Annotated in this window: 18 protein-coding genes; 4 read left to right on the top strand and 14 right to left on the bottom strand. The window is 66.1% G+C overall.

Annotation, left to right across the window (positions count from 1 at the left end; translation table 11 throughout):
• Positions 1-17: 17 nt before the first annotated feature.
• Together AC1DKD_RS02765 and AC1DKD_RS02760 are read right to left on the bottom strand one after the other, a co-directional pair.
• Complete coding sequence (locus tag AC1DKD_RS02765) at positions 18-1,370, bottom strand: ABC transporter ATP-binding protein (protein WP_477142904.1); 1,353 nt, start codon at positions 1,368-1,370, stop codon at positions 18-20.
• A 70-nt stretch (positions 1,371-1,440) separates the two neighbouring features.
• Positions 1,441-3,195 carry an ABC transporter permease gene (locus tag AC1DKD_RS02760; RefSeq protein WP_441634142.1) on the bottom strand — a complete coding sequence of 585 codons (1,755 nt, stop codon included), beginning with the start codon at positions 3,193-3,195 and terminating at the stop codon, positions 1,441-1,443.
• A 268-nt stretch (positions 3,196-3,463) separates the two neighbouring features.
• On the opposite strand from AC1DKD_RS02760, the gene AC1DKD_RS02755 reads away from it, so the two are divergent.
• Positions 3,464-3,736, top strand: coding sequence for an acylphosphatase (locus AC1DKD_RS02755; protein ID WP_441634140.1), 273 nt, complete (start codon positions 3,464-3,466; stop codon positions 3,734-3,736).
• 9 nt (positions 3,737-3,745) lie between these two features.
• Here the strand turns inward: AC1DKD_RS02755 and AC1DKD_RS02750 are convergent, their stop codons facing one another.
• From AC1DKD_RS02750 to rpe, 8 genes are all read right to left on the bottom strand, one after another.
• Entirely contained in the window at positions 3,746-4,537 is a 792-nt protein-coding gene (locus AC1DKD_RS02750) for a uracil-DNA glycosylase (protein WP_477142903.1), read from the bottom strand.
• Between the two features lie 57 nt (positions 4,538-4,594).
• Complete coding sequence (locus tag AC1DKD_RS02745; protein WP_441634136.1) at positions 4,595-5,236, bottom strand: CYTH domain-containing protein; 642 nt, start codon at positions 5,234-5,236, stop codon at positions 4,595-4,597.
• A gap of 19 nt (positions 5,237-5,255) precedes the next feature.
• Complete coding sequence (gene trpC, locus AC1DKD_RS02740) at positions 5,256-6,059, bottom strand: indole-3-glycerol phosphate synthase TrpC (RefSeq protein WP_441634134.1); 804 nt, start codon at positions 6,057-6,059, stop codon at positions 5,256-5,258.
• 41 nt (positions 6,060-6,100) lie between these two features.
• Positions 6,101-7,129: an anthranilate phosphoribosyltransferase gene (gene trpD / locus AC1DKD_RS02735; protein WP_477102476.1), complete on the bottom strand. Its 1,029-nt coding sequence runs from the start codon at positions 7,127-7,129 to the stop codon at positions 6,101-6,103.
• Between the two features lie 56 nt (positions 7,130-7,185).
• Positions 7,186-7,755 carry an aminodeoxychorismate/anthranilate synthase component II gene (locus tag AC1DKD_RS02730; RefSeq protein WP_441634130.1) on the bottom strand — a complete coding sequence of 190 codons (570 nt, stop codon included), beginning with the start codon at positions 7,753-7,755 and terminating at the stop codon, positions 7,186-7,188.
• A 24-nt stretch (positions 7,756-7,779) separates the two neighbouring features.
• The gene (trpE, locus tag AC1DKD_RS02725; protein ID WP_477142902.1) at positions 7,780-9,297 is read right to left on the bottom strand and encodes an anthranilate synthase component I; all 1,518 of its coding nucleotides are present in this window, start codon (positions 9,295-9,297) and stop codon (positions 7,780-7,782) included.
• 456 nt (positions 9,298-9,753) lie between these two features.
• Positions 9,754-10,485, bottom strand: coding sequence for a phosphoglycolate phosphatase (gene gph / locus AC1DKD_RS02720; RefSeq protein ID WP_477142901.1), 732 nt, complete (start codon positions 10,483-10,485; stop codon positions 9,754-9,756).
• Positions 10,482-11,183: a ribulose-phosphate 3-epimerase gene (gene rpe / locus AC1DKD_RS02715; protein WP_045238867.1), complete on the bottom strand. Its 702-nt coding sequence runs from the start codon at positions 11,181-11,183 to the stop codon at positions 10,482-10,484. Before rpe ends, gph begins: the two co-directional genes overlap by 4 nt.
• Positions 11,184-11,347: 164 nt before the next feature.
• Here rpe and apaG point away from each other — a divergent pair, with 164 nt between their 5' ends.
• Positions 11,348-11,722 carry a Co2+/Mg2+ efflux protein ApaG gene (apaG, locus tag AC1DKD_RS02710; protein ID WP_035872641.1) on the top strand — a complete coding sequence of 125 codons (375 nt, stop codon included), beginning with the start codon at positions 11,348-11,350 and terminating at the stop codon, positions 11,720-11,722.
• Positions 11,723-11,789: 67 nt separating this feature from the next.
• On the opposite strand, the gene AC1DKD_RS02705 is transcribed toward apaG, so the two are convergent.
• Complete coding sequence (locus AC1DKD_RS02705) at positions 11,790-11,999, bottom strand: hypothetical protein (RefSeq protein WP_477142900.1); 210 nt, start codon at positions 11,997-11,999, stop codon at positions 11,790-11,792.
• A 114-nt stretch (positions 12,000-12,113) separates the two neighbouring features.
• Between AC1DKD_RS02705 and mltA the strand changes: the two genes are divergently transcribed.
• On the top strand, positions 12,114-13,283 hold the full coding sequence (mltA, locus tag AC1DKD_RS02700; protein ID WP_441634121.1) for a murein transglycosylase A: 1,170 nt from the start codon (positions 12,114-12,116) through the stop codon (positions 13,281-13,283).
• 36 nt (positions 13,284-13,319) lie between these two features.
• Here mltA and paaK read toward each other — a convergent pair whose 3' ends face one another.
• The 3 genes from paaK to paaG are packed head-to-tail and all read right to left on the bottom strand — an operon-like array spanning position 13,320 to position 15,972.
• Complete coding sequence (gene paaK, locus AC1DKD_RS02695; protein ID WP_477142899.1) at positions 13,320-14,621, bottom strand: phenylacetate--CoA ligase PaaK; 1,302 nt, start codon at positions 14,619-14,621, stop codon at positions 13,320-13,322.
• A gap of 52 nt (positions 14,622-14,673) precedes the next feature.
• Positions 14,674-15,117: a hydroxyphenylacetyl-CoA thioesterase PaaI gene (gene paaI / locus AC1DKD_RS02690; protein WP_441634117.1), complete on the bottom strand. Its 444-nt coding sequence runs from the start codon at positions 15,115-15,117 to the stop codon at positions 14,674-14,676.
• Between the two features lie 51 nt (positions 15,118-15,168).
• Positions 15,169-15,972, bottom strand: coding sequence for a 2-(1,2-epoxy-1,2-dihydrophenyl)acetyl-CoA isomerase PaaG (gene paaG, locus AC1DKD_RS02685; RefSeq protein WP_441634176.1), 804 nt, complete (start codon positions 15,970-15,972; stop codon positions 15,169-15,171).
• 195 nt (positions 15,973-16,167) lie between these two features.
• Here paaG and AC1DKD_RS02680 point away from each other — a divergent pair, with 195 nt between their 5' ends.
• Positions 16,168-16,944: an enoyl-CoA hydratase gene (locus AC1DKD_RS02680; protein WP_441634115.1), complete on the top strand. Its 777-nt coding sequence runs from the start codon at positions 16,168-16,170 to the stop codon at positions 16,942-16,944.
• The last annotated feature ends 156 nt before the right edge of the window (positions 16,945-17,100 follow it).

The following is a 17,100-nucleotide window of genomic DNA, read 5'->3' as shown; positions in this document are numbered from 1 at the left end:
CGCCGGGCCAAACGCAATCAGGGCTGGGTGTCCGTGCCCGCGCCCGGCGCCGGCTGCTCTTCCCGCGGCAGCGTCAGCATGCCGCTGTTGTAGCTGTATTCATAGACCTCCCCGTAGCGCCCCCATTCGATGCCGATGGTCAGCACGCGCTTGGCTTCTTCCGGTTTGAGGAAAGCCTCGAGTTCCCGCAGCACGTGTTCTTCGCGGATCTCGCCGTCCTCGGRCTGTTCGAGCTCGCGGCGGATGTGCGCGGCCAGTGCCACGTGTTGCAGCAGTTGCCTGCCGAACAGCACCTTGCGCTCCGGTGGCTCCGTCTCGTAGTAGGCGCGGCCGAGGTCGGTGGCGTTGATGTCGCCGCGTTCGATGGTCGCCAGCTTCAGCAGGTGCAGGGCCTCGCAGGCGGGCAGCAGGTCATCGTCGGTGAGGCTGGCTTCCTCGGCCAGGTGCGGCAGGTCGGCCCGGCCGAAGAAAGGCGCTTCGCAGAGCAGGTCGAGAATGGCCTCCATCTGGCTGATGTCGGCGTCCGGCAGGCGGTAGCCGATGTCCTGGGCCGCCGCCAGCGCGGGCGCGCGTGGCTCAAGCGCCGCGGGCGACGTCATCAGCGTGTAGACCTCGTCGATCAGCGCGCGTACCTGCGCCGAATCGCGGTTGCGCGGGCGCGGGAACGGGATCTTCACCTCGGCGCGGATGYGGCCCGGATCGCTCGACAGGACTACGATGCGATCGGCCATCATCACCGCTTCTTCGATATTGTGCGAGACGATCAGGATGCACTTGATATTGGTGCGGCCGTCTTCCCACAGGTCGAGCATCTCGTCGCGCAGGGTCTCGCCGGTCAGCACGTCGAGCGCGGAAAAGGCTTCGTCCATCAGCAGCAGGTCGGGTTCGGTCACCAGCGCGCGGGCAATGCCGACGCGCTGGCGCATGCCGCCGGAGAGTTCGCGCGGCAGCGCGCTGTTGAAGCCCGACAGGCCAATCATGTCGATCGCCGCCTCGGCCCGGCGGCCGCGCTCCTCCTTGTGCACGCCCTGGGCTTCCAGCCCCAGTTCCACGTTCTGCTGCACGGTCAGCCACGGGAACAGCGCGAACGACTGGAACACCATGGCGATGCCTTCGGCCGTGCCGCGCAACGGCTGCCCGCGAAAATGCACCTGGCCGCGATCCGCGCCTACCAGCCCGGCCATGATGCGCAGCAGCGTGGACTTGCCCGAACCGGACTTGCCCAGCATGGCGACGATCTCGCCGCGCTTGAGGGTCAGGTCCACGCCTTCGAGCACCGCGCGGTCGGTACGGTCCGCGGTGCGGAAGATTTTCGAGACGCCGCGCAGTTCGATGACGGATTCGACTGCGTTTGCGATGGGGCTTGCCATGATGATGTTCCGTTCGAGTTCAGGGCTTTGCCGCCTGTACGGCTTGTATGGCTTGTGCGGCTTGTGCGGGTCAGAGGCGCGTGCGTTCCTGCGCGAGCAGGTACAGGCGGTTCCACAGCAGGCGGTTGAAGCCCACCACGAACACCGCCATCACGCCGATGCCCAGCGCGATGCGGGGAAAGTCGCCCTTGGCGGTCATTTCCGCGATATAGCTGCCCAGGCCGGTGGCGACCAGCGTGCGGTCGCCCCAGGTGACGTATTCGGAGACGATACTCGCATTCCATGAGCCGCCCGCCGCGGTCACCAGGCCGGTCAGCAGGCTGGGGAACACGGCCGGGATCAGGAAGCGCTTCCACAACAGCCAGCCGCGCAGGCCAAAGTTGCGCGCCGCCAGTTTGAGTTCGGTGGGGATGCCGGAGGCGCCGGCAATCACGTTGAACAGGATGTACCACTGCGTGCCGAAAATCATCAGCGGACTCAGCCAGATTTCGGGGTTCAGGCCGAAGCGCACGATCAGCATCACCACCAGCGGGAACATCAGGTTGGCCGGGAAGGCGGCCAGGAACTGCGCCACCGGCTGCGCGATGCGCGCCACCTTCGGGTTCAGGCCGATGCGGATGCCGATCGGCACCCAGATCACCGCCGCCAGCGCGATCAGCACGATCACCCGCACCATCGTCAGCGAGCCCAGCCACAGCACATGGCCCACCTCCGCCCAGCCCACCTCCGTACGCACGAAATGCATCACGCGATACAAGGCCGCCACCGCGATCAGGATGATGACGAGATTGCTCAGGCGCTCGAACCACAGCGCGCGCCGGTCATCGCTGGCTTTGGGGTCCACTGCCTTGCGGCCCGAGCGCCAGGCCAGCGTGCGTTCCGCCAACGCTGCCGTGCGGCCCAGCAGCATGCGCACCCATTCCGAGCGGCGCAGCAGGTTGAGCAGCCACGATTGCGGCTCGCTTTCCTGTGCCATGGTCTCGAAGCGGAAGCGGTCGGCCCAGGCGATCAGCGGACGGAAGAACAACTGGTCATAGAGCACGATGCCGATCAGCATGGCCAGGATGGCCCAGCCGATCGCCGCCAGGTCTTGCTGCTGGATCGCCAGCGCGATGTAGGAGCCGATGCCCGGCAACCGGATGTCGTTGCCCGACACCGAGATGGCCTCGGAAGCCACCACGAAGAACCAGCCGCCGGACATCGACATCATCATGTTCCACAGCAGGCCCGGCATGGCGAAGGGCACTTCGAGGCGCCAGAATTTCTGCCACGCCGAGAGCCGGAACATGGCGGCCGCTTCCACCAGGTCGGTCGGAATGGTGCGGATCGACTGGTACAGGCTGAACGCCATATTCCAGGCCTGCGAGGTGAAGATGGCGAAGATGGCGGCGCACTCGACGCCTACCAGGCTGCCGGGGAACAGCGCGATGAAACCGGTCACGGTGATCGACAGGAAGCCCAGCACCGGAATCGATTGCAGAATGTCCAGCGCCGGGACCATCACTTTCTCGGCGGTGCGGTTCTTGGAGGCCAGCGCGGCAAAGGCAAAGGTGAACAGGAGCGACGCCATCAGCGCCACCAGCATGCGGATGCTGGTGCGCATCAGGTAATACGGCAGGTAGGCGATGTCCAGATGCACCGCCAGCGGCTCGCCGGGCTGGTAGGGCACGTTCATTTGCCGGGCGGCAAAGGCCACCAGCACGATCACCGCCAGGATGATGGGCAGCAGCGCCAGGTCGAATCGGTTCGGCGGCGCGGTCAGCAACTGGCTGGCATAGCCTCGGAGTGTGACCGAGCTGGCCTGGTCGTGTTCGGCTTGCTGCATTATCTTGACAGTGGATCGTTGAGCGGTTGCCGGTGCGGGGCCGGCTGGCCCCGGGGCCTGGATGGATCGGCGGCGCGCGCGTGGCGCCGCGCCGGCGTTGGCGGAGAGCGGGATTTGCAATGATGCCGCAACGCCGGGCGCATCGTTGTGCTTTTGGCGTTACCCGTGTTGGGGTGTCCTTACTGGTAACGCTTGGGATCGCAGTCTAGTTTACTTGTGATGCATGCCGCGGCTGTTTCAGCCGCCGCGTCGGGCAAGGGGAACCCAGATGGAAACATGGCACATCGTGGTCAAGGGGCGGGTGCAGGGCGTGGGCTACCGCGCGGCCTGCGCAGGGCAGGCCGGGGCGCTCGGGCTGGGCGGCTGGGTGCGCAACCGGCAGGATGGCTCGGTGGAAGTGATGGCCTACGGGCCGCCTGATCGGCTGGAGGCACTTTGCGCCTGGATGCGGCGCGGGCCGCCAGCCGCGCAGGTCAGCGCGCTGGTGGCGCTGCCCGGCGCGGGCGAGTTCGACGATTTCGACTGCCTGCCGACAGCCTAGCGTCCGGGGTCAGTTGGCGCGCCAAYCCACCGGTGCGGCGCCGTGCCGCTGCAGCCAGTCGTTGGCCAGCCGGAAATGTCCGCACCCCAGGAAACCCCGATGCGCCGAAAGCGGCGACGGGTGCGGCGCTTCCAGAACGCAGTGCGAGCCGGCCAGCAAGGGTTTCTTGGCCTGGGCGTGGCTGCCCCACAGCAGGAAGACCAGGTTGGGGCGGGCGGCGGACAAGCCCTGGATCAGGCAGTCCGTTATCGCTTCCCAGCCGCGCTTGGCGTGGCTGGCGGCTTGGCCTTGCTCCACCGTGAGCACGGTGTTGAGCAGCAGCACGCCCTGGCGCGCCCAGCCTTCCAGGTTGCCGGAGGTGGGCGCCGCCGTGGCGCCGTCACCGTATTCCGCGGCGATCTCCTTGAAGATATTGCGCAGGCTGGGCGGCACGCGCACGCCGTCGGGTACCGAGAAGGCCAGCCCGTGCGCCTGCGGAATCTCGTTGCCGTTGACCACGCCAGTGCCGTGGTAGGGATCCTGTCCGAGGATGACCACCTTGACGGTCTCGGGCGGCGTCAGGTGCAAGGCGTGGAACACCTCATGCGGAAAGACGGGCTTGCCGTTGGCACGTTCGCCGTCGACGAAGCTGGCCAGTTCCCGCCAGCCGGCCGTGTTCATGCAGGGGGCCAGCAATTCGCGCCAGGCAGCCGGCAGCGCCGCGGCTTGCGCGGACAGGCTGGCGGCGGCCGGAGCGGGGGCGGCATCGGCAACGGCCGGGGCTGCGAACAGGTCGGCCTGTACGCTGTTGTGCTTGCTCATGCTGGAGGAATACCTGGTTCTTTGTTGGGAGGGGCCGAGGAGGGCGCCGGCGCGACGTCAGGCGCGGCCCGCTCCGGCCGCGAGCCGGTAGCCGCGTGCGGCTTTGCTCTGGTCGGACGGCTTAAGGGGCGCGACATGCTGGAGGCGCAACGCCAGTGCGCGCAGCGCGGCCTCGGCTTGTTGCTGCGTGGGCGCCTGTCCGGCATCGCCGGGAAGCCACTCAAGCTCCAGTTCCCGGATCGTCTCTTGCTCGGCGCTCGCCGGCGCCGAAATCGTTCCGACGTCGAGTGCGGCCTCGATACGAACGCCATCCTGTTCGACCAGCCAGGTGCGCCGCGCGAAATCGGTGCGGAATACCGGCGCCAGTGTTGCGGCGAGCGGCGTCAGCAAGGCGCGGGCTTCGGCCGGGAAGGCGTCGAGTTCGATGGCTTCGGCGGCCACCTTGGTTTCCCACTCGTGGCGGGTGGCCATGCCGGCCTCGCTCTTGCCGGCGGTCTTCAAGGTCTGCAGCCATTGCTCGCCGTGGCGGCGCAGCCGCAGGGCGGCACGGGCGCCGGCCAGGTCGCGCGCGGGGGTGTCGAGGTAGACATTGAGCAGGGTGTGCTCGCCGCGCGCCTGGCCTTGCGCATCCAGCCAGGCCGCGAGCGCCGGCATGGCGCCGTCCGGCACCGCCAGTTTGAGTTCGATTTCCTGGGCCATTTTGGTGTGTGCTTCCCGCTCAGGCAAACAGGCGTGCCAGCTCGGCACCGGGGTCGGGCGCGCGCATGAAGGCCTCGCCCACCAGGAATGCATGCACATTGGCGTCGCGCATGCGCTGCACGTCGTCCGGGCCGAGAATGCCGGATTCGGTCACCACCAGGCGGTCTTCCGGGATGCGCGGCAGCAGGTCCAGCGTGTTGTCGAGCGTGACTTCGAACGTGCGCAGGTTGCGGTTGTTCACGCCCAGCAGCGGCGTCTTCAGGCGCAGCGCGGCATCCAGCTCTTCGCCGCCGTGCACTTCCACCAGCACGTCCATGCCAAGCTCATGGGCGCAGGCTTCGAGTTCCGCCATCAGGCCGTGGTCGAGCGCGGACACGATCAGCAGGATGGCGTCGGCGCCCCAGGTGCGGGCTTCATAGACCTGGTAGAGGTCGATCATGAAGTCCTTGCGCAGAGCCGGCAGCGGGCAGGCGCCGCGGGCGCGCTTGAGGAAGTCGGCGTGGCCCTGGAAGAAATTCACGTCGGTCAGCACTGACAGGCAGGCCGCGCCATGGCTGGCATAGCTCTCGGCAATCGCCTCCGGCACGAAATTCTCGCGCAGCACGCCTTTGGAGGGGGAGGCTTTCTTCACTTCGGCGATCACCCCGGCGTCACCGGCGGCGATCTTTTCGCGCAGCGCGCGCTCAAAGCCGCGCGGCGCCAGGCCCGGCTCGCCGCGCAGGCTCTCGGCCTCGGCGCGCAAGCTGGGCAGGTCGCGCTTCTTGCGCGCCGCGTTCACTTCGTCGGCCTTCACGGCCAGGATCTTCTGCAGGATATCGGACATGCGGTAATTCTCTCGCTCGACGGATGGGCTACGGGGCCGGCTTATTTGAACTGCTGCGTGGCGCGCACGAACTGGTTGAGCTTCTCGCGCGCCGCGCCACTGGCGATGGCTTCGCGCGCGCGCTGGATGCCGTCCTCGATCGAGGTGGCCACATTGGCCGCGTATAGCGCGGTGCCGGCATTGAGCGTGACGATCTCGCGCGGAGTGCCTGGCACGTCGGTCAGTGCTTCGAGCAGCATCTCCTTGGACTCGGTGGCATCAGCCACCTTCAGGCCGCGATTGGAGATCATCTGCAGGCCGAAGTCCTCGGGGTGGATCTCGTACTCGCGCACCTCGCCGTCCTTCAGTTCGCCCACCAGCGTGGCGGCGCCCAGTGAGACTTCGTCCATGCCGTCCTTGCCGTAGACCACCAGTGCATGCCTGGCGCCCAGGCGCTGCATCACGCGCACCTGGATGCCGACCAGGTCGGGGTGGAACACGCCCATCAGGATATTGGGCGCGTCTGCCGGATTGGTCAGCGGGCCCAGGATATTGAAGATGGTGCGCACGCCCATTTCCTTGCGGATCGGCGCCACGTTCTTCATGGCCGGGTGATGGGTGGGCGCGAACATGAAGCCGATACCGGTCTGCTCGATGCACGCGCCGACCTGTTCCGGCGTCAGCATGATATTGACGCCCAGCGCTTCCAGCACGTCGGCGCTGCCCGACTTGGAGCTGACGCCGCGGTTGCCGTGCTTGGCGATGCGCGCGCCGGCGGCGGAGGCGACGAACATCGACGCCGTGGAGATATTGAAGGTGTGCGAGCCATCGCCACCGGTGCCGACGATGTCGACGAAGTTCTCGCGGTCCTTGACGGGCACCTTGTTGGCGAACTCGCGCATCACCTGCGCCGCCGCCGAGATCTCGCCGATGGTCTCCTTCTTGACGCGCAGCCCGGTCAGGATGGCCGCCGCCATCACCGGCGACATCTGGCCCTGCATGATCTGCCGCATCAGGTGCAGCATCTCGTCATGGAAGATCTCGCGGTGTTCGATGCAGCGGGTCAGGGCTTCCTGGGGCGTGATGGACATGGCGGTTTCCGTCTTGATATTTGATGGCGCGGGCGCGTTCGGCGTATCGAGCAGTCTCATCGCGGCGCCTTGATGAAGTTGGCCAGCAGCGCATGGCCATGCTCGGACAGGATGGACTCGGGATGGAACTGCACGCCCTCGACGGCTAGCGTCTTGTGGCGCACACCCATGATTTCGCCATCCGGTGTCCAGGCGGTCACTTCCAGGCAATCCGGCAATGTCTCGCGCTCGATCGCCAGGGAATGATAGCGCGTCACGTCGAAATGCTTGGGCAGGCCGGCGAAGACGCCTTCCTGCGTGGTCTCGATGCGGCTGACCTTGCCGTGCATGACCTGCTTGGCGCGGATCACCTTGCCGCCGAAGGCCTCGCCGATGGCCTGGTGGCCCAGGCACACGCCCAGCATCGGGATGCGGCCGGCAAAGTGCTGCAGCGTCGCCACGGAGATACCGGCTTCCTTCGGGCTGCACGGGCCGGGCGAGACGCAGATATGGTCGGGCCTGAGCGCCTCGATCTCTTCCAGCGTGATTTCGTCGTTGCGATAGGTGCGCACGTCGGCGCCGAGTTCGCCGAAGTACTGGACGAGGTTGTAGGTAAACGAATCGTAGTTGTCGATCATCAGCAGCATGGCGGTTCCCCTGTTCCCTTTACCTTAGATATCCGAATCCAGGCCGTCCTGGACCTGCTCGGCGGCGCGGATCACGGCGCGCGCCTTGGCTTCGGTTTCCCTCCATTCGGCTTCGGGGTCCGAGTCCGCAACGATGCCGGCGGCGGCCTGCACATAGAGATTGCCGTCCTTGACGATGCCGGTGCGGATGGCGATCGCCAGGTCCATTTCGCCGCCGAAGGACAGGTAGCCCACCGCGCCGCCATAGATGCCACGCTTGCGCGGCTCCAGTTCGTCGATGATCTCCATCGCATGCACCTTGGGCGCGCCCGACAGCGTGCCGGCCGGGAAGGTGGCGCGCAGCACGTCCAGGTTGCTCATGCCGGGCTTGAGCGTGCCTTCCACGGAACTGACGATGTGCTGCACGTGGGAGTACTTCTCGATCACCATCTGGTCGGTGACCTTGACCGAGCCGGTCTCGGCGATGCGGCCGATATCGTTGCGCGCCAGGTCGATCAGCATCACGTGCTCGGCGATTTCCTTCGGGTCGTTGAGCAGTTCGGTGGCGAGCTGCGCGTCCTTTTCCGGCGTGTTGCCGCGCGGGCGGGTGCCGGCCAGCGGACGGATGGTGACGATGTGATCCTCGCGCTGGTCGCCATTGCTGCCAACCCGGCGGGTTTCCTGCCGCACCAGGATCTCGGGCGAGGCGCCCACGATCTGGAAGTCGCCAAAGTTGTAGAAGTACATATAGGGCGACGGATTCAGCGAGCGCAGCGCGCGGTACAGCGTCAGCGGCGAGTCGCGGTACGGCTTGACCAGGCGCTGGCCGATCTGCACCTGCATCATGTCGCCGGCCATGATGTACTCCTTGGCCTTGTGCACGGCGGTGAGGTAATCGGCCTTGTCGAACTCGCGGTAGACGTCGGTCTGCACCGAGGGGCTGGTGATCGGCACATCCACCGGCTGGCGCAGCTTCATGCGCAGCTCGCGCAGGCGCTGGCGGGCACGGGCGTAGGCCTCTGGCGTGGTCGGGTCGGCGTAGACGATCAGGTAGAGCTTGCCTGACAGGTTGTCGATTACCGCCAGCTCTTCGCACAGCAGCAGCTGGATGTCAGGCAGATTCAGATCGTCCGGCTTTTGCGTGTTGGCCAGCTTCTTTTCGATATAACGCACGGCATCGTAGCCGAAGTAGCCAGCCAGGYCGCCGCAGAAGCGCGGCAGGCCGGGGCGCAGCGCCACCTTGAACCGCTTCTCGAAATCGGCGATGAAGTCGAGCGGGTTGCCTTCATGGGTTTCCACCACGCGGCCGTCGGTGACCACTTCGGTGCGCATGCCGTGGGCGCGCAGCAGGGTGCGGGCGTGCAGGCCGATAAAGGAGTAGCGGCCGAAGCGCTCGCCGCCCACCACGGATTCCAGCAGGAAGGTGTTGACCCCGCGCGTTTGCGACTGCGCCAGCTTCAGGTACAGCGACAGCGGCGTTTCCAGGTCGGCGAAGGCTTCGGCGATCAGCGGGATGCGGTTGTAGCCCTGCTCGGCCAGCGATTTGAATTCCAGTTCGGTCATGTCGATCCTCTTGTGCTGCGGCGCCTGCGTATCAGTATGGCGCACGCCGCGATGTCGGCAACTTGGGGCTGGAAGGTCGTCAGACCCGCCCCGGAGAGACCATGGCGCGGACGAGTGTCCACGCACGGCCGGGGTGGGCGTGCAGCGCGTTCGGGTGACACCGGCGCAAGGCTGGGATGTCGGGCGGCTGGAAAATCAGTGAGGGTCCGGCAACCTGCCGGTCTGGCCGGCCCCATCCTGGTACGGATGCATCGCGGGGATGCGGGAAGGGGGCGGTCAGGAGACTCGCGAACGCACTTTACGCCTGTTGGGAGGCGCGCCAGCGACGCCAGGGCCAGGCCTGCCGATCACTGCCAGAAGAGATGCGTTTGCGGTTCAGAAACATGAAATCGTGTTCAGCGATTTATGGTTTGGGTGTTTGGCGATGCTGGTGTCCGACGGCCGTGGCCGCCAGGGTCATGTCCGATGTGCCGCAAAAAGCTCCGCAGCCAGGACAATGGAATCGACTATACCATCGGCGTCGACGCCTTGTACAGGATTGCCATGGTTGTAGCCATAGGGCACCAGGAGCACTCCCATGCCCGCCGCGCGCGCTGCCTGCRCATCGTTTTCCGAGTCGCCGATCGCCGCCATCTGGGCCGGCTCCAGCCGGAACGCATCGGCCACCTTGAGCAGCGGCAGGGGATCCGGCTTGCGCAGGGCGAAGGCGTCGCCACCGTAGACCAGCTCGAAGAAGCGCCCCAGGCCTGTCTTCGCGAGTAGCGGCTCGGTGAAGTTGTGTGGCTTATTGGTTACGCAGGCCAGCCGCAGGCCTGCTGCCTTCAGCGCCGCCAGCCCCTCGGTGACGCCGGCGTAGACTCGCGAGAACTGGCCATTGATGCGCAGGTATTCGCGGTCGTACAGGGTCAGCGCATCCGCGAACATCCCATTGGCGTGGGCTGGCGAGAAGCGCGCGTCAAGCACGCACCGGATCAGGTTTTCCGAGCCCTTGCCGACGAAGCTGACGATTTCCGCCTTGCCCATCGGCTCGGCGCTGCCGAGTTGCGGATGCAGGTGGACCAGCGCCTTGAGCATGGCATTGACCGCGGCATGGAAGTCGCCCGCGGTGTCCACCATGGTGCCGTCCAGGTCGACAATGACGCCCCGGATACCGCGCCAGTCGGTGCGTTTAGGCTGGACCACGCTCATTGGCCAACCTTGGCCAGTTCGGCGCGCATGGCCGACAGCACGCCCTTGTAGCCGCCATCGGCGTCCGGCTTGCTGAACACGGCCGAGCCGGCGACAAAGGTGTCGGCGCCGGCCGCGGCAATCTCGGCGATGTTGTCCACCTTCACGCCGCCGTCCACTTGCAGCAGGATGCGACGGCCGGTGCGCTCGGCGTAGGCGTCGATACGCTTGCGGGCCTCGCGCAGCTTGTTGAGCGTTTCGGGAATGAAGGACTGGCCGCCGAAGCCGGGGTTGACCGACATCAGCAGGATCAGGTCGATGCGGTCCATCACGTGGTCCAGATGGTGCAGCGGCGTGGCCGGGTTGAACACCAGACCCGCCTGGCAGCCATGATCGCGGATCAGCGACAGCGTGCGGTCGATATGGTCGCTGGCCTCCGGGTGGAAGGAGATGATATTGGCGCCGGCCTTGGCGAAGTCCGGGACGATGCGGTCCACCGGGCGCACCATCAGGTGCACGTCGATCGGGGCGGTCACATGCGGGCGGATCGCCTCGCACACCAGCGGGCCCACGGTCAGGTTCGGCACGTAATGGTTGTCCATCACGTCGAAATGGATCCAGTCGGCGCCGTCCGCGGTCACGCGCCGCACTTCCTCGCCCAGGCGGGCAAAGTCGGCGGACAGGATGGACGGGGCGATGCGGTAGGTGGGCGTGCTCATGGCGGGGCTCGGAGGAGGGTGCTTCAAGGGGAAGGCGGTATTTTACCCTCCCCGCGCAGCGTGGCGCTGCCCGCAGGCGGGCAACTCGCGGCGGCTTTGCTTGCCGCCCCCGGAGCCTTGCCGCACAATGCGGCTACCCTGATCCCGCCTGCGATGTGCCGACAATGAGCGAATACGCGTTTTCCGTGGCTGTACGGACCCAGTACCTGACCGACCAGTCAGACCCCGAGCGGGGGCGCCATGCCTTCGCCTACACCATCACGATCCACAATACCGGCGAGGTGGCGGCGCAGTTGATCTCGCGCCACTGGGTCATTACCGATAGCGACAATGGTACCCAGGAAGTGGCCGGCCTTGGCGTGGTCGGGCACCAGCCGCTGCTCAAGCCGGGCGAGCATTTCGAATACACCAGCTGGGCCACCATCTCGACGCCGGTGGGCTCGATGAAGGGAGAGTATTTCTGCGTGGCCGAGGATGGTCATCGCTTCGAGGTGCCGATTCCGGAGTTTGCGCTGGTCCTGCCGCGCATGCTGCATTGAGGCGCGCCCGCCGGGGCGGGGCCGGGCTGCAATGCGTGCAAGGCTGCCCGCCGGCGCGGCGCGGAACCTATTGGCCCGGCGTGCGGTCCTGATCCTGTCGGGTATGGGCAGCGTCCTGGCCGGCACGTGAAGGATGATTGTCCGGAGCGCGGCTTGGGCGCGGGTTTTTCTTGGCCGTGCCCATGGTCCAGAGCACGATAAAGATCAGCAGGAAGAGCGCCAGTCCGGCCYCAAGGGCGAACAGCAGCATGGGATGGGCTTCGAAAAACTTGCTCATGACAGGGCGACAGGGCTACGTGGAGGCGACGGTGGGCATTGTAGGCCATAGCCCGCCACGGCTGGCCGTGGCATCCGCTGCATCCGCGACAAGCTGAGTTTTCATCCAATCAAGATGGCATACCTGCATTCCTTTTTCCGTTTTCCATTTTCTCCCCCCCGGGCCTCGGCCGCACAGGCACGCAAGGAGGCCGGCGGGTGCCGGCTCGGCTGGCTGGGGCTGGCCGCCGCGGCCTCGCTGCTGGCCGGCTGCATGAGCGGTCCGCCGCCCCGCGTCGAGGGGCCCGGGACGCGGCCCGTGACACCGCCGACCGGTTCCACGCAGAAGGGCGTCCTGCAGGCCGCCAACTGGAACGAGATCGGGGGCTGGGGCCAGGACGACGTGCGCGCCGCCTGGCCGGCGCTGCAGGCCAGCTGCCAGGCCTTGAAGAAGCGCGCCGAATGGAACCGCGTTTGTGCGCTTGGCATGCTGGTCGATGCCGGCGACCTGGGCGCCATGCGCGCCTACTTCGAATCCAACTTCCAGCCCTTCCGCGTGGTCAACGGCGACGGCACCGACAGCGGGCTGATCACCGGCTATTACGAGCCGATCCTGCATGGCGCGCGCACGCGCCAGGGCCAGTACCAGATCCCGCTGTACCGCAAGCCGCCCCAATGGGCCAACCGGCCGCTGCCGGCGCGCGCCGAACTGCTGCAGAACCCGGCGCTGCGCGGCCAGGAGCTGGTCTGGGTGGACGATCCCGTGGAAGCCGCCTTCCTGCAGATCCAGGGCTCAGGCCGGATCCGCCTGCAGGACGGCAGCGTCATGCGGGTGGGCTTCGGCGGTACCAATGACCAGCCGTTCCGCTCCTTCGGCAAGTGGCTGCTCGACCGTGGCGAGATCACGCCGGCGCAGGCCACCATGCAGGGCATCAAGGCCTGGGCGCGCGCCAATCCGGGCCGCGTCGAGGAAATGCTCAACGTCAATCCGCGCTTTGTGTTTTTCCGTGAGCTGCCGGCCAACAACGATGGGCCGGTCGGCGCACTGGGCGTGCCCCTGACTGCGGAGCGCTCCATCGCGGTAGATCCCGCCACCATTCCGCTGGGCGTGCCGGTCTTCCTCTCCACCACCAGGCCGCTCTCCACCGAGCCGATCCAGCGCCTGATGTTCGCGCAGGATACGGGGACCGCCATCAAGGGGGGCGTGCGCGCTGACTTCTTCTGGGGCGCCGGGGATGCGGCGGGCGAAACCGCCGGCCGCATGAAGCAGGGCGGGCGCATGTGGGTGCTGATGCCGCGTAGCTAGGCCGCCGGCCGGCCAGTCCTGGCCGGCCACGGGCTTTCAGCGCGGGCGCTGGTCGACGATGCGCCGCGCCTTGCCCACGGAGCGCTCCACGCCACCGGAGGGCAGGATCTCGATGCTGACGGTGACGCCGATATAGGCCTTGATGTCGTAGGTCAGCTGCTTGTTGGCCTGCTGCGCGGCCGCAGGATCGACGCCATGCGCGCATTCCACGCGCACGGTCAGCACATCGAGATGGCCGTCCTTGCTCAGCACGCACTGGTAGTGCGGCGCCAGTTCAGCATGCTTSAGGATCAGTTCCTCGATTTGCGAGGGGAACACATTGACGCCCCGAACGATCATCATGTCGTCGGAGCGGCCGGTGATTTTTTCCATCCGGCGGAAGGCCGGGCGGGCGCTGCCGGGCAGCAGGCGGGTCAGGTCACGGGTCCGGTAGCGGATGATCGGCAGCGCCTCCTTGGATAGCGAGGTGAAGACCAGTTCGCCRAACTCGCCATCGGGYAGSACTTCGCCRGTGWCCGGRTCGATSAYYTCSGGRTAGAARTGRTCYTCCCAGATSGTCGGGCCGTCCTTGGTCTCGGCGCAYTCGTTGGCCACACCCGGCCCCATCACTTCCGACAACCCATAGATATCCACCGCCGAGATGCCCATGCGCTTCTCGATGGCCAGGCGCATCTCGGGCGTCCAGGGTTCGGCGCCGAAGATGCCGACCCGAAGCGAGGTGGACGCGGGATCGATGCCCTGGCGCTCGAATTCGTCCGCGATGGCCAGCATATAGCTGGGCGTGACCATGATCACTTCGGGCTTGAAATCCTGTATCAGCTGAACCTGCCGCTCGGTCTGGCCGCCGCCGAAGGGGATCGCTGTGAGCCCCGCTTTTTCCACTCCATAGTGCGCGCCCAGGCCGCCGGTGAACAGCCCGTAGCCATAACTGATATGCACCTTGTCGCCGCGCCGGGCTCCTGCCGCGCGGATCGAACGCGCCATCACCGTGGCCCAGGTGTCGATGTCCTTCAGCGTATAGCCCACCACCGTGGGCTTGCCGGTCGTGCCCGACGAGGCATGGATGCGCGCCACACGGTCCTGCGGCACGGCAAACATGCCGAACGGATAGTTGTCGCGCAGGTCCTGCTTGGTGGTGAAGGGAAAGCGGGCGAGGTCGGCCAGGGTCCGCACCTGGTCCGGATGCACGCCGGCGGCGTCGAACTTGGCACGGTAGACCGGCGAGTTCTGGTAGGCGTGGTTGAGCGACCATTTCAGGCGTTCCAGCTGCAAGGCCTGCAATTCGTCGCGGCTGGCGGTCTCGATCGGATCGAGCGGCAGATCTGTCAGGCGCGTCATAGTGTCTCCTGCGCGTGGGGGCTTATGTATTGGTGTGTCTATGTCGATGGATTCACGCCGGTTCCGGCGGGGTAACCACATGCCCCTTGATCTGGGCGGACTTGCCGCGGAACATCGCCACCACTTCGCCCGCACGGTTGATTACGCGGATATCGTAGATGCCATGCCTGCCCGACAGGACCTGTTCCGTGGCTTCGGCGGTCAGCACGTCGCCATCGTGTACGGGTTTGAGGAATTCGATGCTGCAGCCCGCGGCCACCGTGTTGATATTGTGACTGTTGCAGGCGAAGGCAAAGGTCGAATCGGCCAGCGTGAACATCAGGCCGCCGTGGCAGATGCCGTGGCCGTTGAGGAACTCCTGCCGTACCGGCATGGACAGGCGCGCGTAGCCGGGCCGTACGGCCTCAAGGGTAATGCCCAGCCAGCGGCTGCAGGCATCGGCTTCGTACATGCTGGCGGCGGCCGCTTCGGCAAGGGCCTGGGGATTGTGGGTCAAGCTGGTCTCCTGTCGGGGGCGGGGAGGGTGGATTACCGGTGGGGGCCGGCCTTAGCGGCCGGTGAAGCGCGGCGCGCGCTTTTCCAGGAAGGCGTTCACTCCCTCGGCATAGTCATGCGAGGCGCCCAGTTCGCGCTGCAGGTCGCGTTCCAGGTCGAGCTGGACGTCGAGCCCCTGGCTTGCGCCGGCGTACATCGCCTGCTTGATGGCTGCCAACGCCCGCGTCGGCTGAGCCGCCAGGTGGGTGGACAGGGCCAGCGCTTGCTCGGGCAGCAGGGGGTCGTCCATCGCCTCCCAGATCAGCCCCCATTTCTCGGCCTCTTCCGCGCTGAGCTTGTCGCCCGTCATGGCCAGGCCCATGGCGCGCGCCATGCCGATGCGTTTGGGGAGCAGCCAGGTGCCGCCGGAATCCGGGACCAGCCCGATTTTGACGAAAGCCTGGATGAAGCTGGCGGAGCGCGCCGCCAGCACCATGTCGCAGGCCAGGGCAAGGTTGGCACCCGCGCCGGCCGCCGTGCCGTTGACAGCGGCGATCACGGGCAGCGGCAATTTTTGCAGGCGCCGGATCAAGCGGTTGAACCACACATCGATCAATTCGCCCAGATCCGTCATCGCACCGGGTGTGAAATCCAGGTCGGCCAAATCCTGTCCCGCGCAGAAGCCACGCCCTGCGCCGGTCAGCAGCAAGGACCGCGCGCCGCCGGCCTCGACATGGTCGAGCGCCTGCTGCAGCACGGCGTGCATCTCGCGGGTGAAGCTATTGAGCTTGTCGGGGCGATTGAGCGTGATAACCGCTACCTGGCCGTGCCATGCGAGCAGTATCGGGCCGGAAGTCAGGCTGACCTGTGGGGGCATTTCTGGCATCTTTGTCTCCTGCCATGTTTGTGGCTGCTATGTCTGGTGGTACGCCGGCGCTCCCTTATATATAGACGGAAGCGGAGCGCCGTTTAAATAAACCGACCAGTCGGTCGGCGAATGGTAGCACTAATTTCCACGCGCGAGTATTGTCTCGCTGGGTAACGAATCGATCCACTTCCAAGAGGAGAGCACATGTCGTACGAGAACATTCTGGTGGAGACGCGCGGCCGCGTAGGCCTGGTGACGTTGAATCGCCCGAAGGCCCTGAACGCGCTTAACGACGCGCTGATGGATGAACTGGGCGCGGCCCTGCTTGCCTTTGATGCCGATGAGGCCATCGGCAGCATCGTGATTACCGGCAGCGAGCGTGCCTTTGCCGCGGGCGCGGATATCGGCATGATGGCCAAGTACTCCTATATGGATGTGTACAAGGGGGACTACATCACGCGGAATTGGGAGGCTATCCGCCGCGTCCGCAAGCCGGTGATCGCGGCGGTAGCGGGATACGCGCTGGGCGGTGGCTGCGAACTGGCCATGATGTGCGACATCATCATCGCGGCCGATAGCGCCCGCTTCGGCCAGCCGGAAGTCAAGCTGGGCACGATGCCCGGGGCCGGCGGCACCCAGCGCCTGCCGCGCGCCGTGTCCAAGGCAAAGGCCATGGACCTGTGCCTGACCGCGCGCATGATGGATGCGGCGGAAGCCGAGCGTGCAGGCCTGGTGTCGCGCGTGGTTGCGGCCGACAAACTGCTCGACGACGCCCTGGCCGCCGCCGAGACCATCGCCGGCTTCTCGCTGCCAGTGGTCATGATGATCAAGGAGTCGATCAACGCCGCTTACGAGACGAGTCTTTCCGAAGGTGTTCACCTTGAGCGCCGCCTGTTCCACTCGACCTTCGCGACTGAGGACCAGAAGGAGGGAATGGCCGCATTTGTGGAGAAGCGCGCGGCCAATTTCCAGCATTGCTGAAAACTTGATAGGTAAATACCCGAGTAACCTTATCGGGTACTCATCTTCCCGATGCGGCTGGAAAGGGCATATTTTCTTTATAGATCAATGGGTTGATTTCGATCGCCAAAAACCTCTCTCATACTTGTGTGACAAAGCTGTTGCCAAGTTGGGTTG

This window comes from Cupriavidus sp. 05T313, from assembly GCF_056396665.1.
This window is presented reverse-complemented; position numbering and strand designations above follow the sequence as displayed.

Coding starts and splice junctions, on each gene's coding strand:
- AC1DKD_RS02760 (WP_441634142.1), bottom strand. CDS start 3,195: ATGCAGCAAGCCGAACACGACCAGGCCAGCTCGGTCACACTCCGAGGC.
- AC1DKD_RS02680 (WP_441634115.1), top strand. CDS start 16,168: ATGTCGTACGAGAACATTCTGGTGGAGACGCGCGGCCGCGTAGGCCTG.
- rpe (WP_045238867.1), bottom strand. CDS start 11,183: ATGAGCACGCCCACCTACCGCATCGCCCCGTCCATCCTGTCCGCCGAC.
- AC1DKD_RS02755 (WP_441634140.1), top strand. CDS start 3,464: ATGGAAACATGGCACATCGTGGTCAAGGGGCGGGTGCAGGGCGTGGGC.
- AC1DKD_RS02730 (WP_441634130.1), bottom strand. CDS start 7,755: ATGCTGCTGATGATCGACAACTACGATTCGTTTACCTACAACCTCGTC.
- trpD (WP_477102476.1), bottom strand. CDS start 7,129: ATGTCCATCACGCCCCAGGAAGCCCTGACCCGCTGCATCGAACACCGC.
- paaG (WP_441634176.1), bottom strand. CDS start 15,972: ATGCCCCCACAGGTCAGCCTGACTTCCGGCCCGATACTGCTCGCATGG.
- AC1DKD_RS02745 (WP_441634136.1), bottom strand. CDS start 5,236: ATGGCCCAGGAAATCGAACTCAAACTGGCGGTGCCGGACGGCGCCATG.
- apaG (WP_035872641.1), top strand. CDS start 11,348: ATGAGCGAATACGCGTTTTCCGTGGCTGTACGGACCCAGTACCTGACC.
- trpC (WP_441634134.1), bottom strand. CDS start 6,059: ATGTCCGATATCCTGCAGAAGATCCTGGCCGTGAAGGCCGACGAAGTG.
- mltA (WP_441634121.1), top strand. CDS start 12,114: ATGGCATACCTGCATTCCTTTTTCCGTTTTCCATTTTCTCCCCCCCGG.